At 66.4% G+C, this 14667-nt stretch carries 11 protein-coding genes and 1 pseudogene; 10 read left to right on the forward strand and 2 right to left on the reverse strand.

Annotated features, from left to right (window positions below):
- Positions 1-28: 28 nt before the first annotated feature.
- From ASF21_RS10815 to ASF21_RS10860, 10 genes are all read left to right on the forward strand, one after another.
- On the forward strand, positions 29-1075 hold the full coding sequence (locus tag ASF21_RS10815) for an LCP family protein (protein ID WP_055770625.1): 1047 nt from the start codon (positions 29-31) through the stop codon (positions 1073-1075).
- Complete coding sequence (locus ASF21_RS10820; RefSeq protein WP_055770628.1) at positions 1072-1854, forward strand: hypothetical protein; 783 nt, start codon at positions 1072-1074, stop codon at positions 1852-1854. The genes ASF21_RS10815 and ASF21_RS10820 overlap by 4 nt, the downstream gene beginning before the upstream one ends.
- 65 nt (positions 1855-1919) lie before the next feature.
- Positions 1920-3128: a glycosyltransferase family 4 protein gene (locus ASF21_RS10825; protein ID WP_055770631.1), complete on the forward strand. Its 1209-nt coding sequence runs from the start codon at positions 1920-1922 to the stop codon at positions 3126-3128.
- 2 nt (positions 3129-3130) lie between these two features.
- Positions 3131-4873: a glycosyltransferase family 4 protein gene (locus tag ASF21_RS10830; protein ID WP_055770634.1), complete on the forward strand. Its 1743-nt coding sequence runs from the start codon at positions 3131-3133 to the stop codon at positions 4871-4873.
- Positions 4873-5769, forward strand: coding sequence for an ABC transporter permease (locus tag ASF21_RS10835; RefSeq protein WP_082471448.1), 897 nt, complete (start codon positions 4873-4875; stop codon positions 5767-5769). The genes ASF21_RS10830 and ASF21_RS10835 overlap by 1 nt, the downstream gene beginning before the upstream one ends.
- Positions 5756-6646, forward strand: a complete 891-nt coding sequence (locus ASF21_RS10840) for an ABC transporter ATP-binding protein (RefSeq protein ID WP_055770638.1) — start codon at positions 5756-5758, stop codon at positions 6644-6646. Before ASF21_RS10835 ends, ASF21_RS10840 begins: the two co-directional genes overlap by 14 nt.
- Positions 6643-8565, forward strand: a complete 1923-nt coding sequence (locus tag ASF21_RS10845) for a glycosyltransferase family protein (RefSeq protein ID WP_055770641.1) — start codon at positions 6643-6645, stop codon at positions 8563-8565. Before ASF21_RS10840 ends, ASF21_RS10845 begins: the two co-directional genes overlap by 4 nt.
- A complete protein-coding gene (gene wecC, locus ASF21_RS10850; protein WP_055770645.1) occupies positions 8546-9841 on the forward strand; it encodes a UDP-N-acetyl-D-mannosamine dehydrogenase in 1296 nt (431 codons plus the stop codon). Before ASF21_RS10845 ends, wecC begins: the two co-directional genes overlap by 20 nt.
- A gap of 145 nt (positions 9842-9986) precedes the next feature.
- On the forward strand, positions 9987-11687 hold the full coding sequence (locus ASF21_RS10855) for a glycosyltransferase (protein ID WP_162237536.1): 1701 nt from the start codon (positions 9987-9989) through the stop codon (positions 11685-11687).
- A 53-nt stretch (positions 11688-11740) separates the two neighbouring features.
- A complete protein-coding gene (locus tag ASF21_RS10860; RefSeq protein WP_055770650.1) occupies positions 11741-13219 on the forward strand; it encodes a glycosyltransferase in 1479 nt (492 codons plus the stop codon).
- Positions 13220-13323: 104 nt separating this feature from the next.
- Here ASF21_RS10860 and ASF21_RS10865 read toward each other — a convergent pair.
- Together ASF21_RS10865 and ASF21_RS17560 are read right to left on the reverse strand one after the other, a co-directional pair.
- A partial coding sequence (locus ASF21_RS10865; RefSeq protein WP_268753686.1) for an endonuclease/exonuclease/phosphatase family protein occupies positions 13324-14391 on the reverse strand: 1068 nt, incomplete at its 5' end.
- Position 14392: 1 nt separating this feature from the next.
- Positions 14393-14663, reverse strand: a pseudogene (locus ASF21_RS17560) (fibronectin type III domain-containing protein); the annotation flags it as partial.
- Positions 14664-14667 lie beyond the last annotated feature (4 nt).

A 14667-nucleotide genomic window follows, 5' to 3' on the forward strand; every position in this document is an offset into this window, starting at 1 on the left:
GACCACAGCTCCTCGACGGGGGACCCCGATGGCACTGAACGATACCGACGCGCGCGTGACACGGAGGCGCCAGCGCCATCCCGTGCGCACCACCCTGCTGGTCTTCGGTGCGCTCGTCGTCGTCGCCGCCCTCGTGGCCGGCGGCTACCTGTTCTCGCTCGCGCGTTCCTTCGATGCCGGCTCCGAGACGATCGAGACAGCCTTCCCTGCGGAGGAATCGCGCCCCGCGGTGGCGCCCGAGGCCGAAGGGGCGGTCAACATCCTCCTGCTCGGCACCGATTCCCGGGCGACGCCGGAAGAGCTGGGCGATACCGCCTCCACTGATCCTGTGGACAGTCGCGCGGACACCATGATGCTGATGCACGTCCCCGCGGACCGCCAGGACATCCAGGTCATGTCGATCATGCGTGACACGTGGACGGACATACCGGGACACGGCGAGGCCAAGGTCAACGCGGCCATGGCGCTCGGCGGCGTCCCGCTCGTAGTGCAGACCGTCGAAGGCCTGTTCGGCACGCGCATCGACCACGTGGCGAGCATCGACTTCGAGGGGTTCAAGGGCCTGACGGACGCACTCGGCGGCGTGCAGGTGGACAATCCGGTCGCGTTCCAGTCGCGGGGCAGTCAGGGGGAGTCCTTCGGTGCCGGACCGATCACCCTGCAGGGGGAATCGGCGCTCAAGTTCGTACGCGAACGCTATGCGTTCAGCGACGGCGATTACCAGCGGGTCAAGAACCAGCAGCTGTTCGTCAAGGCCGTGATGGGCAAGCTGTTGACCGCCGACACCCTCACCGATCCTTGGAAGGTCTACGGCGTGGTCGATCGGACGTCCCCCTTCGTGGCGGTGGACTCCGGTCTCGACTCAGCCACCCTGGGATCGCTGGCCGTCTCGCTGCGCGGGGTCCGCTCCGGTGACATCGACTTCTTCACCCTTCCCACGTCGGGTACCGGGACCTCGGCGGACGGACAGTCGATCGTTGTCAAGGATGACGCCGCCATCGCCCGGATCGCCGAGGCTTTGCAGACCGACACCCTGCGCGACTACGTGTCGTCGGCGCCGAATGGTGGATCGTGAGCGGGAAGCGCAGATCCGTGCGGCTGACCGCTCCTGCCGCCGTCGCGGGTGCCGTCCTCACGCTCGGCGTCATGGCCGGTCCGGGGGTTGCCGTGGAGACACCGGGCCCCACACCCGTCGTCACGCCGCCGCCGGCTGCTGCGACCCTGGCACCTGCTCCGTCGCTCAGTCCCGCTCCGGAGCCGGCCCCCACATCCCCCGACCCGGGGCCGGCGGTCCCGGAGCCTGCACCCGTTCCGCCCGCACCAGCTCCGGAGCCCTCGCCGGCCGCGGAGCCTCCTGCGGAAGTCCCTGTTCCGGGCGTCGATCCGGGGACAGGCTTCCTGATCGACCCCGGGACCGGGTGGCTCGTCCACCCTCCGACGGGGTACCTCATCGAACCGGGGACGAATCTGCTGGTGATCCCCGGATCGCTCGCGTACTCGTCCTTCCGCTGGGATCCGCTGACCGATCTCGTCGAGGACCTGCGGGAGGAGGAGTTGCCGTCTCCGTCCGCCTCGCCGTCGACCGAGCCGAGGACGACGTCGCCCGGACAGCCGACCGCACAGCCGACCGCGAAGCCGACGGCGGAGAGGCCGACCACGACAGCCTCCGCCCGTCCGTCCGCGACACCTACAGCGCCCGCAACGGACGAAGCGGTCTCCGGCTCGGCAGAGATGGACCAGGCGTCCAGCCGATCGATCGGCACGCATCCGGCGACGCGGGTGCTCGTCATCGTCCTGCTCCTCGGGCTCGGGGTGCTGTACTACCGGCGGCTGCGCACGGGCCGGACCGTCTGATGACGCGTCCATGCAGCTTGACGCTACGATGGGCGGAATGATCAGGTCGCAAGCTCCGCTGGGGGGTGGTCCCGTTGCGCGTCATGCTCCTCACGCACTCCTATTCGCCTGAGCACAGCCCGCCCCAGCGCAGATGGACGCAGCTCGTGCGATCCTTCAGGGCAGAGGGCTGGGACGTCGACGTGGTGACCCCGGTGGCGCACGCGCCCTACGGCCGCAGGACCCTGACCAGTCATCAGGCGGGCCGCGTGTTCCGGACGGACCGCGGTGCATCCGGCGAACAGATCCGCCGTGTCCCGTTCCTGTGGCACCGGACCACGCGCAGCGGACGCCTGATCAACCACCTGTTCTCCGCCGCCATGAGCATCCCTGCCTCGGCTTTCGCCCCCCGCCCGGATGTCGTCGTCGTGACCGTGCCGAGCCTACCCATCCTCGGCGCGGGATTCGTGGTCTCGCGCATGCTGAGGAGGCCACTGGTGGTCGACATGCGCGATGCCTGGCCGGACATCGCCCGCGATGCGCGCATCGTCCAGGGGAACGCGAAGAGCCTCGCGGAGCGGATCATCATCGCGATCCAGGACCGCGCGAATCTCGTGGTGACGGTGACCTATGGTTTCGCCCACACACTGCGCGAGAGGGGACTGAAGAACGTCGCGACGGTCACCAACGGTATCGACATGGCCTCCATCCGGGACATGGCGCCCCCGGCCGGTCGGCAGGACCGCCTCGAGGTCCTCTACCTGGGCAACCACGGCGAGAGCCAGCGCCTCGACGTGCCGATCCGCGCCGCTGCGCTCGTCGGACCGAAGATGAGACTGACCCTCGTGGGACACGGGGTGGAGCGGAACGAGCTCATGGCTCTCGCCCGACGGCTCGACGCGCCCGTCGAATTCCACCCCCCGGTCCACGGACCGGAGATCATGGACTACTACGAGCGTGCCGACACCTGCATCGTGACGCTGCGGGACGACTGGAAGTCGTTCGACACCACCATCCCGTCGAAGACCTATGAGGTGCTCTCGGTGGGACGACATGTCACGGGCATCGTCCGCGGAGAGGCCCGCAGCATCCTGGAGGAAGCCGAGGCAGGGCACATCGTGCCCTCGGAGGCGACGGCGGTCGCTGAGCTCTGGAACACCCTGGCGGACAACCGGCACCTGCTGAGGATCGGCGAGCAGGGACGGACCTGGGTCCGGAACAATGCCAATGTGCACGCGCTGGGCCGCACCTACATCGACCTCATCACCGAGGTAGCGGGACGACCGCGCCGGTGAGGATGCTCCGCCTGCTCGGCAACCTCCGGCTCGCCGGGGCCACGGCCCGCACCCATGTGAAGGACGATCCGGTCATCCTCGCCATCCAGGTGAGCCGCAGGCTGCCGCCCGGTCTCGTCCGTCGACTGGCAGGCACCATCGGATCGTCGGCGGGGGACCGGGGGAGCCGCCTCCCGGTGGTCCGGGCGCTCGCGGCCCATCTGCTCGGGCGAGCGTCCGGCGTCGAATCGATCCTCTGCAGCGCCCTGGACGCCGGGATCAGCGCGCGCTCCGCACGCCGGTTGGCCGACGTCGCCCTGGCGGCGGGCATGCTCGACGAGGCCGCCGCCTTGCTGGCCCGGGCCGGTTCCGGAGCCGGGACGGCGGGGCAGCGGGCACGCCGTCGGTGGTACGACGGCGACATGAGCGGCGCGGTCGGGGTGCTTAACGAGGCGGGCCGGCATCACCACGCAGAGCGGCTTGCCGGGGAGGTGCGGGTCTACGAGGGCTGGACGCCGTCCGTCCCCGGGGTCTCGGGCTACACGCCACGGGGGAGAACCGTCCTGCACCTGCTGACCAACTCGCTGCCGCACACGGGAAGCGGCTACGCGCAGCGCACCCATTCGCTCCTCAAGGCCCAGGCGGAGGCCGGGTGGACGGTCCACGCCGCGACGAGGATCGGCTACCCCGTCCAGGTGGGGAAGCTCTTCGCGGCTGACGTCGACGTGATCGACGGCGTCACCTACCATCGACTGCTTCCGGTCCCAATGTCCCGGGGATTCGATGAGCGCCTGCAGCAGCAGGCCGACGAGTTGCTCCGACTCGCTCTGGACCTCGAGCCCTCCGTCCTGCATGCGACGACGCCCTTCACGAACGGGATCGTCGTGGAGCAGGTGGGGCGCGCCCTGGGCATACCGTGGGTGTACGAGGCCCGCGGTCAACTCGCGGACACCTGGGCGTCGACCCGCCCGGCATACGTGAAGGCGAGCGAACGCTATAGGCTCTTCACTGATCGTGAAGCACAGGTGATGCGCAATGCCAGCCTCGTGGTGACGTTAGGTGAGGCTATGAGACAGGGAATTGTGCGCAACGGAGTCCCGGAGGACAAGATCCTGCTGAGCCCGAACGCGGTCGGCGACGAGTATCTCGACGATCCCCTCCCGCCGGCGGAAGCTCGCCGTTCCCTGGGGCTGCCCGGGACCGGTGTCTTCGTCGGCACGGTCAGCAGCCTCGTCGACTACGAGGGTCTGGACACCCTCCTCCGAGCCGTCGCCCTCCTGGCCCCGGCCCGACCGGACCTGCACTGCCTGATCGTGGGCGACGGTGCCGCAGCTGCCTCCCTCACGTCGCTGGCCCTCGAACTGGGCATCGCCTCGCGCGTGACGTTCACCGGCCGGGTCCCCCGGCACCAGGCACGGTCCTACCACCAGGCTCTCGACATCTTCGTGGTGCCGCGCAGGGACCTCGACGTGACGAGCGCCGTCACGCCGCTCAAACCGGTGGAGGCCATGGCCTGCGGCCGCGCCGTCGTCGCCAGCGACCTGCCGGCGCTGCGGGAGATCGTCACGGACGGCGTCACCGGTCTCCTGGTCGAGCCCGAGAGCCCCGACGCGCTCGCGAAAGCCATCGCGCGTCTCCTGGACGACCCGTCGGAGCGTTCCGGCCTCGGCACTCACGGCCGGGCGCAGGCACTGGCGACCCGCGTCTGGTCGCACAATGCCGCCGAGCTCTCCGACGCCTACCGGCTCCTGGAAGCCACCTCCTGATGGCCGACGACGGCCAGGAGGAGCAGGAAACCCGGGAGTCGGCCGGAGTCAGGGTGATCCCCGTCTCCACGCGCGGATTGCTCCGGATCGGCGCGCGGCCCGGATTCCTCGACTACCTGAAGCAGATCTGGGACCATCGCGCCTTCATCGTCTACGATGCGCGAGCGCGGGTCAGCAGCGGCAACCGGAGGGATCGACTGGGCAGCGCCTGGATGATCCTCAACCCGGTCCTCAACGGGCTCACGTTCTACCTCATCTTCGGCCTGCTGCTGAACACCAGCCGCGGCATCCCGAACTTCATCGGCTACCTCGTCATCGGAGTGTTCCTCTTCCAGATCAGCGCTCGGGCCATCACCAACGGAGCACGCTCGGTCCAGGCGAACAAGGCGGTCATCCAGGCGTTCAACTTCCCTCGCGCCACGCTTCCCATCTCGGTGAACGTGCGGGAGATCCTGGCCTCCGTGCCGGTGCTCATCACCATGCTGATCCTCATCCTGATCTTCCCGCCGGTGGAGGACATCACCTGGCGCTGGTTCCTGATCCTCCCGGCCCTCTTCCTCCAGGCGGTCTTCAACCTCGGCGTCGGGCTGATCCTCGCCCGGATGATCTCGCGCATCAACGACATCACCCATCTCCTGAGCTTCGCGCTACGGGTCTGGATGTACGCCTCCGCCGTGTTCTTCTCGTACGAGCGATTCATCGACCACGAGGTGCTGTTGACCATCGTCCAGCTCAATCCCCTCTTCAACGTGCTCGACATCGTGCGGGACTGCGTGCTCTATGCGACGCTGCCGTCCTGGGGCTCCTGGGGTGTCCTCTCCGCCTGGGCGTTCGGCTCGCTGATCCTCGGCATGGTGTTCTTCTGGAAGGCCGAGGAATCGTATGTCCGCGAATAGGCAGGACGACGGCGGCGAGGGAGTCCTGCCCACGGTGGTCGTCAGCGGGGTCAGCATGCGCTACCACGTCCCTTCGACCGACGCGCGGAGGGCGGAGGTGCCCGCCGGAGTCGGCGGGCTGGTCCGCAGGTTGCTCGGTCGCCCTCCGCTCGTTCCCGTGGACGCACTGAACCCGTTGTCCCTCGTGGCGGAACACGGCGAGGCGATCGGGATCGTGGGGCGGAACGGATCGGGGAAGAGCACCCTCATGCGGCTCATCAGCGGTCAGAGCAATCCGACCGCCGGAGCGGTCTACGCCTCCAGCGTCCCCGTGATGCTGGGCGTCAATGCCGCGCTGGTCCCTGAACTGTCCGGCGACCACAACATCATCCTGGGATGCCTCGCCATGGGCATGACCCGGCCGGAGATCGACGAGAAGTTCGCATCGATCGTCGACCTGTCCGGGCTGGGTAAGGCGATCCACCTCCCCATGCGGTCCTACTCGTCCGGGATGTCGTCCCGGCTCCGCTTCGCGATCGCCGCCAGTGTCGATCCCGAGATCCTCCTCATCGACGAGGCGCTCAACACGGGCGATGCCCAGTTCCGGGAACGCAGCAAGGAGCGGATGAACGAGCTCCGGGCGAGCGCCGGCTCCGTCTTCCTGGTCAGCCACAGCCTGGGCACCATCAGGGAGATGTGCACGCGAGCGCTCTGGCTGGACGAGGGTGACCTCCTGATGGACGGGGACCCGGCGGCGGTCACTGCGGCGTACCTGGACTACACGCGCCATCTCACCAAGGGCAATCTCGACAGCGCCGCCGCGCTTCGCGAGGAAGCACGCAGCACGCTGGTCGTCACCGAGATCGAGGCCCAGGCACCGGGACGCAGGAAGGCATGATCAGCGGTGCTACGGGTTCGCTGGTGCGCCTGAGGCGCGGATTCTGGCACCTGCGCCGCGGTGGTGTCCGGCAGCTACAAGCCTGGAGCCGCAGGGAGCGCGCCCAGCAGCGTCATCTCGTCCCGGGGGGCGTGCGGGGAGCCGAGGGAGCGTGGCTCGGCCATGGCCGCCGCAGGCACCTGACCTTCGCTCCCACCTCTTCCGTGGCGCGGACGGCCCGCCGGAGTGAGCTGCGTGTAGGTGTCATCCTCGACGAGTTCTCCTCTGCCGCCTTCGCCTTCGAGTGGACCGTCATCCCGCTCGATCCCCGCCGCTGGCTGGAGCAGTGCGAGGGGGAGCGTCTCGATTTCGTCTTCGTCGAGTCCGCCTGGTCCGGGAACAACCGTCTGTGGCGAGGGAAGGTCGGGGGGCCGGAGGGTCCCTCACCCGAGTTCCGTGACCTCATGGGCTGGTGCACGGGGCATGGCGTGCCTACAGCGTTCTGGAACAAGGAGGATCCGCCCCACTACGGGGACTTCCTCCAGGCGGCAGGGCTCGCAGACTGGGTGTTCACCTCTGACGAGGGCCGCCTGCCGTCCTACCGGGAGGATCTGGGGCACGACCGTGTCGCAGTGCTTCCCTTCGCTGCCCAGCCCGCCCTCCACAATCCCGTCCGCCCTCCGCACGGCCGGCACGCCAGGGACGTCGCCTTCGCCGGCATGTACTTCGCCCACAAGTACCCCGAGCGTCGGGAGCAGCTCCAGATGCTCCTCGGCGGCGCGATGGACGCCGGTACCGGGATGAGGTTCGGGCTCGAGATCTTCTCCCGCATGCTCGGCGGCGATCCCGAGTACCAGTTTCCCGCGCCACTGGACGCCCGCGTCGTCGGAAGCCTCCGGTACGACCAGATGCTGACCGCCTACAAGGCCTTCAAGGTGTTCCTGAACGCCAATTCCGTCGTCGACTCACCCAGTATGTGCGCACGGCGCATCTTCGAGATCTCGGCCAGTGGGACACCGGTGGTCTCCGCCCCGAGCGCGGCCATCCCGGAATTCTTCACCGCGGACGAAGTCCCGGTCGCGGCGACGCGCGCCGAGACGGCCCACCTCGTCCGCGCCCTCGTGCGCAATCCCGAGTTCAACGACCGCACCGCCCATCGCGCGCAGCGTCGGATCTGGGCCGGGCACACCTACGCGCACAGGGCCGAACGCGTCGTCGAGGCCGTGCTGCCCGACCACCGGGACCCCGTCACCCGCCCCACGGTCTCGGCCCTCGTCCCCACCATCCGCGCGGGGCAACTGGAGCACATCTGCCGCACCCTCGGCGGACAAGCGGGCGTCCAGGCGCAGCTCGTGCTCCTCGCCCACGGGATACCGCTCCTGGAGCGGGAGGTCCGCGCCACCGCCCTCGCCCACGGGATCCACGACGTCGTGTTCCTGTCCGAGGTGCCGGGCACCACTCTCGGCGCATGCCTCAACCGCTGCGCCGACGCTGCGGACGGTCAGGTGCTCGCCAAGATGGACGACGACGACCACTACGGGCCGCAGTACCTGAGCGACCAGCTGTTCGCGCTCGAGTACTCCGGTGCGGACGTGGTGGGCAAGCAGGCCCACTACATGCATCTCACCTCGTCGGACGCGGTGATCCTGAGATCGGGCGAACGGGAGCACCGCTTCACCGACTTCGTCATGGGCCCCACCATCGTCGCGCGTGCCGAGTTCCTCAGGGCCGAGCGGTTCCCCGACCGCCGGAGCGGCGAGGACACGGAGTTCCTGCGAAAGGTGTCGACGAGCGGTGGGACCATCTACTCCGCAGACCGATTCAACTACGTCCAGATCCGGAACGCGTCCGGCCATACCTGGCAGATCGGCGATTCCGAGCTCCTTGCACAGGGCGATCTCAAGTTCTACGGAAGGCCACATGAGCACGTTGATATCTGAGCGTACGTCCGGGTCCGATCGGGCCGACGTCGCCGTCGTCGGTCTCGGGTACATCGGGCTGCCCACGGCCGCGATCCTCGCCACCACCGGTCTCTCCGTCGTCGGTGTCGACGTCAACCAGGGAACCGTGGACGCGGTGAACAACGGCCTCGTTCCCTTCGTGGAGCCCGACCTCGGCATCCACGTCGCCGGTGCCGTGAGCCAGGGCGCCCTTCGGGCGGCCACTACCACGCCGCGCGCGGCCGCCTATATCGTGGCGGTCCCGACGCCGTTCATGGCGGACAAGAGCGCTGATCTCTCCTACGTCAGAGCTGCTGCGGAAGGAATCGCGCCGCAGCTCCTGGGCGGGGAACTGGTCATCCTCGAGTCGACCTCGCCTCCGGGTACCACCCAGCGTCTCGGTGACTACCTCCTCGAACTCCGGCCGGATCTGAGCCTGGACGGATCGGACGGTAAGCCCGTGGTGCACCTGGCGCACTGTCCGGAGAGGGTGCTGCCCGGCCGGATCATGATCGAGATCGTCACCAACGACCGCGTGGTCGGTGGCCTGACGCGTCACGCCTCGGAAGCCGCCCGTCAGCTGTACCAGACGTTCTGCCAGGGCGAGATCCACATCACCGATGTGGCGACGGCCGAGATGAGCAAGCTGGTGGAAAACGCGTACCGGGACGTGAACATCGCCTTCGCCAACGAGCTGAGCGTTATCAGTGACACCCTGAACATCGATGTGTGGGAGCTCATCCGGCTCGCCAACCATCATCCGCGCGTCAACATCCTTAGCCCTGGACCGGGGGTGGGCGGACACTGCATCGCCGTGGATCCCTGGTTCATCGTCGCCGCGGACCCGGAACACGCCAACCTGATCCGGACGGCCCGTGAGGTCAACGACAGCAAGCCCGGACACGTGGTGGACAAGATCCTCGCCGCGATCGAGGGGATCGAGGCGCCGGTCATCGCCTGCCTGGGTCTGGCGTTCAAGGCCAACATCGACGACATCCGGGAATCGCCGGCCGTGGAGATCGTGCAGCGCCTGGCCGCGGCCGCAACTCATGCGCAACTCCTCGTGGCTACGCCGCTGCGGGACCGACGGAACCTGCCATCGGTGGTGTCCGGGATCGCCAACGTGGAGTGGCGCGAGACGCAGGACGCGGTCGACGCCGCAGGGGTGGTCGTCCTCCTGGTGGATCATGACCGGTTCCGGGAGATTCCAACCGAAAGTCTCGAGGGCAAGGTAGTCGTTGATACACGAGGATTCTGGGGGAAGAAACATGTCTAAAGCAGCGGACGGAGAACACGTCGCAACGGTGTTGCCGGCGGGTCGGCACTTTGCGGTGACGTGGAGCCTACCGACGGAGTTCGCAGGGCGAACCAATGCGATGCTCCACAGGTCGCGCGCATTCGCCGAGTTTGGCGGACGACCCGTGGATATTCTCACCTTCGACGATTTTCGTGATTACGCGGAGATCCGGTCCCGGTTGTCGAAAGAAGGCTTCCTTTCGGATGGCACGTCGGTGCTGAATTTGTGGGAGGACCTGCCAACCATGGTCGAGGGACTCGACGTCCCGGACGTGGGTCAGGACTTCGTCGATTTCGCACCGCTCGCGACGTGGTCCGGACCTGTCAAGGAACTCGACGGCCCCCACACCCGCCGCGCTCGGTACGCTGTCGACGGTACTCTGCTGCAGGTCGATCATTTCCGGACGGACGGATCGCTCCTTCTCTCAGATCGCCACGATGCCCAGCAGCATGGAGTCCACGGGGGGCGTTCACTTATCCTCTGCAACGACGAGGGCCTGCCCCTGAGGCACTTCGGCTCGTCGTGGGGTCTGTATCGCGCCTGGCTGGAGTTTCTCATCGGGGATGCGGCCGCCTGGTTCGTAGTCGACAACAAGAACACGGCACGGTTCATGGCCACTTTTAGGCGCGATAGCGCCGTGGTGCTCTACGTCGTCCACGAATCGCACCTGATGTCCCACGCTGACGGTTACGCCTCCGAACTGACTCCATCGGCACAGGAGGTGTTTCCTCACCTTGACCGTTTCGACGGCGTCGTTTACCTGACCGAGCACCAGGCTGCGGACGTTCATCGGCGCTATGCGGACGCGGGTAATTCCTTCGTTCTACCGAACAGCCGGAGCATCGACGCGGAGGCTGATCGCAGCAGGCGTCGAACACCAGGCCGTGGTATTCAAGTGGCGACTCTGAGTCGCCGGAAACGCGTCGACCACTCGATCCGGGCAATCCATCGCGTCCGCTCGTCGTCCGATCTCGCGGTACAGCTGGACGCCTTCGGGGACGGCTCCCAGCGCGACGCCCTTCAGGGTCTTATCAGCCAGCTGGGCGTTGGCGACTTCGTGCGATTGCGCGGGCACAGCAAGCAGATCCGCTCAGAATTTCAGACCGCGTCCTTCTCCCTGCTGACGAGCACCTCCGAGGCGATGGGGCTGGTGCTCGTAGAATCCATGGCGGCGGGATGCATTCCGATCGCCTACGATGTCCCGTACGGTCCGGCAGCGATCATCGATACAGGCGTGAACGGCTTCATCGTCGAGTACGGAAATGTCGAGAAGCTGGCCGAATGCATCGAATCTTTCCTGGCCCTGCCCGAGGACGAGCAACTTACCCTCCGCGTCGCCGCCATGGAGCGAGCGCGCGATTTCTCAGATCACTCGATTGTCTCGAGATGGGCCGAGGTGATGCGGGAGGCGTGGGAACGCAAGCACCGGGCGCCCGTAGCCTTGACCGTCTCAATTACTTCCACCGACTACTGCGTCCGATCTGGTGGGCGGCTGGGAATCCAAGTCCTGGCCCAGGTGTCGTCGTCTGACACAGCTCTTCCAGAGACACCGTCCTTCTTCTGCGCGATGCGGGCCCGCCAACAGCAGAACTTCTTCCGGGTCGAGGCGAGCGAAGCAGTCGTGACAGGGGAGGGCGCATACCGCCTGCAGTTCGATTTCGATCCTGCAGTGACACGGTCCCTCCGGCCCAGTACGGTCGACTTCACGCTGGAAGCAAGATGTGCCGGTAGCCACGCTACGACGAGGATGCCGCTCCACGGCGACCCCGTGTCACTTCAGGTTTACGCCACCCGCCACGGCAGCATGAGCATGGTTCTCAGCTAGTCCCTGACGGCAGCGCACGTCTCAGGACCTACCACGAAAGGCAACTCACTCCTATGCTGCACTCCGGCGCGGTCACCGGCCAGCACGTCCTACCCGATGGATACCACTGCGCTGTCACCTGGGGCATACCCTTCGACTACGGCGGCATGACCAGCGCAATGCTCCGTCGTTCTAGAGCCTTCGTCACGGAGGGCGGGCAGCACGTCGACGTACTCACCTTCGACTATCAACCGGATTATCCCGATATCGCCTGCGAACTCGAGGTAAGCCGGGAATTGATCCCAGGTATGCAGCTGCGCAATCTCTGGGACGAGCTTCGGTCGCTTCCTGACCCGGCACTCGATTCAGCCCGATCTGGTCCGCGCGTGAAGGGCGAGTACCGGCCCGTCGCGTTGAACGAAGGCAAGGACGAGCTCTTCGCAGGAGAGCTCCGGAGGCGGGTACGGTACGACCAGACGGGTGCTATCGTCCTTCAAATCGACTACCTGAGAGCAGACGGGTCGGTATACGCGTCCGACCGCCGGGATCTTACCGACTTCGGCACGGAGGGCGGTCGCCTTGTCACGCTGTGCGATAGCAACGGGCTTCAAGTGGCCTCCTGGAATCAGATGTGGCCCCTGTACTTGTTCTGGCTGGATGTCGTGGTCGCCGGTCGGGAGACCTTCATGATCATCGACAGCAAATCGACGGCCAACTTCATCACGCGCTACCGCAGGCCCAACGTCATCACCATGCATCTGGTGCACAATTCGCACATGGCCGCAGGCCAGTTGCCGCCGCACGGGGAGCTGAGCCGCGTCCGCCGCTACACCTTCGAGCGGCTGTCCTCGTTCGACGCCGTGATCTTCCTGACGGCAGCGCAGAAGAAGGATGTCGATGACGTGTACGGTGCCTCGGCCACGACAGGGGTGGTGCCGAACAGCACGGAACTCGTGCCGTTCGACGTCGATCAGGAGCGCGACTCCGGCGTTGGCGTCATGCTCGCGAGTTTGAACGGACGCAAGCGTGTGCAACATGCCATTAAGGCGGTGAAGATCGCGAGGGACTCGGGGGCCGACTGCAGTCTCATGATCTTCGGTGACGGGCCCGACCGCGGCCGGTTGGAGCAATTCGTCGATGAATCGGGGTTGTTGTCCTCGGTTCACCTACCGGGCTTCAGCGAGACTGCACGGCAGAACCTTTGGGCGGCGTCGTTCACGCTGCTGACGAGCACCACGGAGGGTCTGCCCCTCGTCCTGCTGGAAGCGATGAGCGGAGGCTGCCTGCCCATCGCCTACGACATCCCCTATGGGCCGGCGGATCTCATTGAGGACGGAGTCAATGGCTTCCTCGTGCCGCCTGGTGATGTGGAGGCTGTGGCACAGCGCATAGCTAAGATCTCGTCCTCGTCGGCAGATGAATTGCGCGCCATGCGGGCGGCCGCTCGCGGTACGGCTGAACGCTTCTCGGATCCTGCGGTCACGGCCCGGTGGGGACGCGAGATGCACCTTGCCGTGGACCGCAAGCTCGAGGAGAGCGTAGACACTTCCTAGGACAACCCGCTGCGGAGGATGGCTCGAGCGTCCTTAGAGGGGATCAGATAAAACGGCGCACCCTCCATGCAGGAGGGTGCGCCGTCCCGGCGAGCCGGCGGGGACTAGGGCAGTCCGACGTCCACCCGGATCATGTTGTGGTCCGAGGGGATAACGCCTACGAAGTTCCCGTAGGCATCGACGTTCACAACCGTCTCCCATTCGGCAACCCTCATCTTCGACGTGAAGATGTAGTCGAGGTATGTCCCGTTTCCGGAGTCGTTCCGCGCGTTGGCCAGGCGGTTGAAGGCATTGAAGCTGTCATAGAACGTCCCGATCCGCGATTCTGCAGTAGCACCAGAACTCGGCTGATCCGTCGCATACGTATTCCCCAAGGGGTCTACGTAGCCCGCTGCCGTGAGGACGTCGTAGGGTACGTTCGCCGGATCCGTCCACTTGTGTGAGTTCAGGTCCCCGGTGATGAGAACTGGAAGGTTCTCCGTATTCCTAAGCTTGATCTCGGCGAGGACGCTCTTGGTTTGCTGATCGCGGAGTGTCTGGTATTCGGCTCCACCCCCCGGCTGCAGGTGGGCATTGGCTACGAAGAACTTCTTCCCGGTGGATTTCTGCCGAAAGGTCCCCCAGGCCACGTATCGGCCGTTGTCCTCGCCTGACAGTGACGGCAGGGCGAGTGAGCCTTCGGTGACCAGTTCGACGGTGTTGGTGTTGAAGAGGAGCTTGGTGCCCTGCGAAGCCCCCTGGTACTGGTAGACGCAGTTTGTCGGCGTCGCGTGGTTCACGCAGTTGTTCCGCTTGGTGTTCGTCAGCTTGTAGGGAGCGCCGCTGGCGACCAGGCGCTCGGCGAGGTCCTCGAACTGTGAAATCCCGCCTGGTCGAGAGTCGTCCTTCAACCAGCCCTGTGAGGCCTCTTGGACGCCGAGCACATCGGGGAGCTGGCTCTTGATGCTCGAGACTACAGCGCTTCGACGATCCGACCACGGGAGCTCGTTCGGATCGCCAGCAAAGCAGTTTGCGCATTTCACGTTGTAACTGGCAACCCGGAGCGGATTGGCGACGGGGGCCAGCGCAGTCCGTGCGGTGGTTTTGGCGGTGATGGCGGTGGAGTAGGGGCTGAGGCTGGTGGTTCCGTCGGCGGAGATGGCCGAGACCCGGAAGTAGTAGGTGGTGTTGGGNCAGTGGGGGCAGCGGCGGTGGTTTTGGCGGTGATGGCGGTGGAGTAGGGGCTGAGGCTGGTGGTTCCGTCGGCGGAGATGGCCGAGACCCGGAAGTAGTAGGTGGTGTTGGGGGTGAGGCCGCGGATRTCGGCGGTGGTGGTGGTGTAGCGGTAGTACGTGGCGCCGGACATGTCGGGCGTGGTGGAGAACTGGACGCGGTAGCGCGGCGCGTTGTTCCAGGCGTTCCAGGCCAGCTTGATGCCGAATTCGCTTTGCTCCGTGAACTTCAGGCCT

Source organism: Arthrobacter sp. Leaf234 (assembly GCF_001422665.1).
In the GTDB taxonomy this organism is placed as follows: Bacteria; Actinomycetota; Actinomycetes; order Actinomycetales; family Micrococcaceae; genus Arthrobacter_D.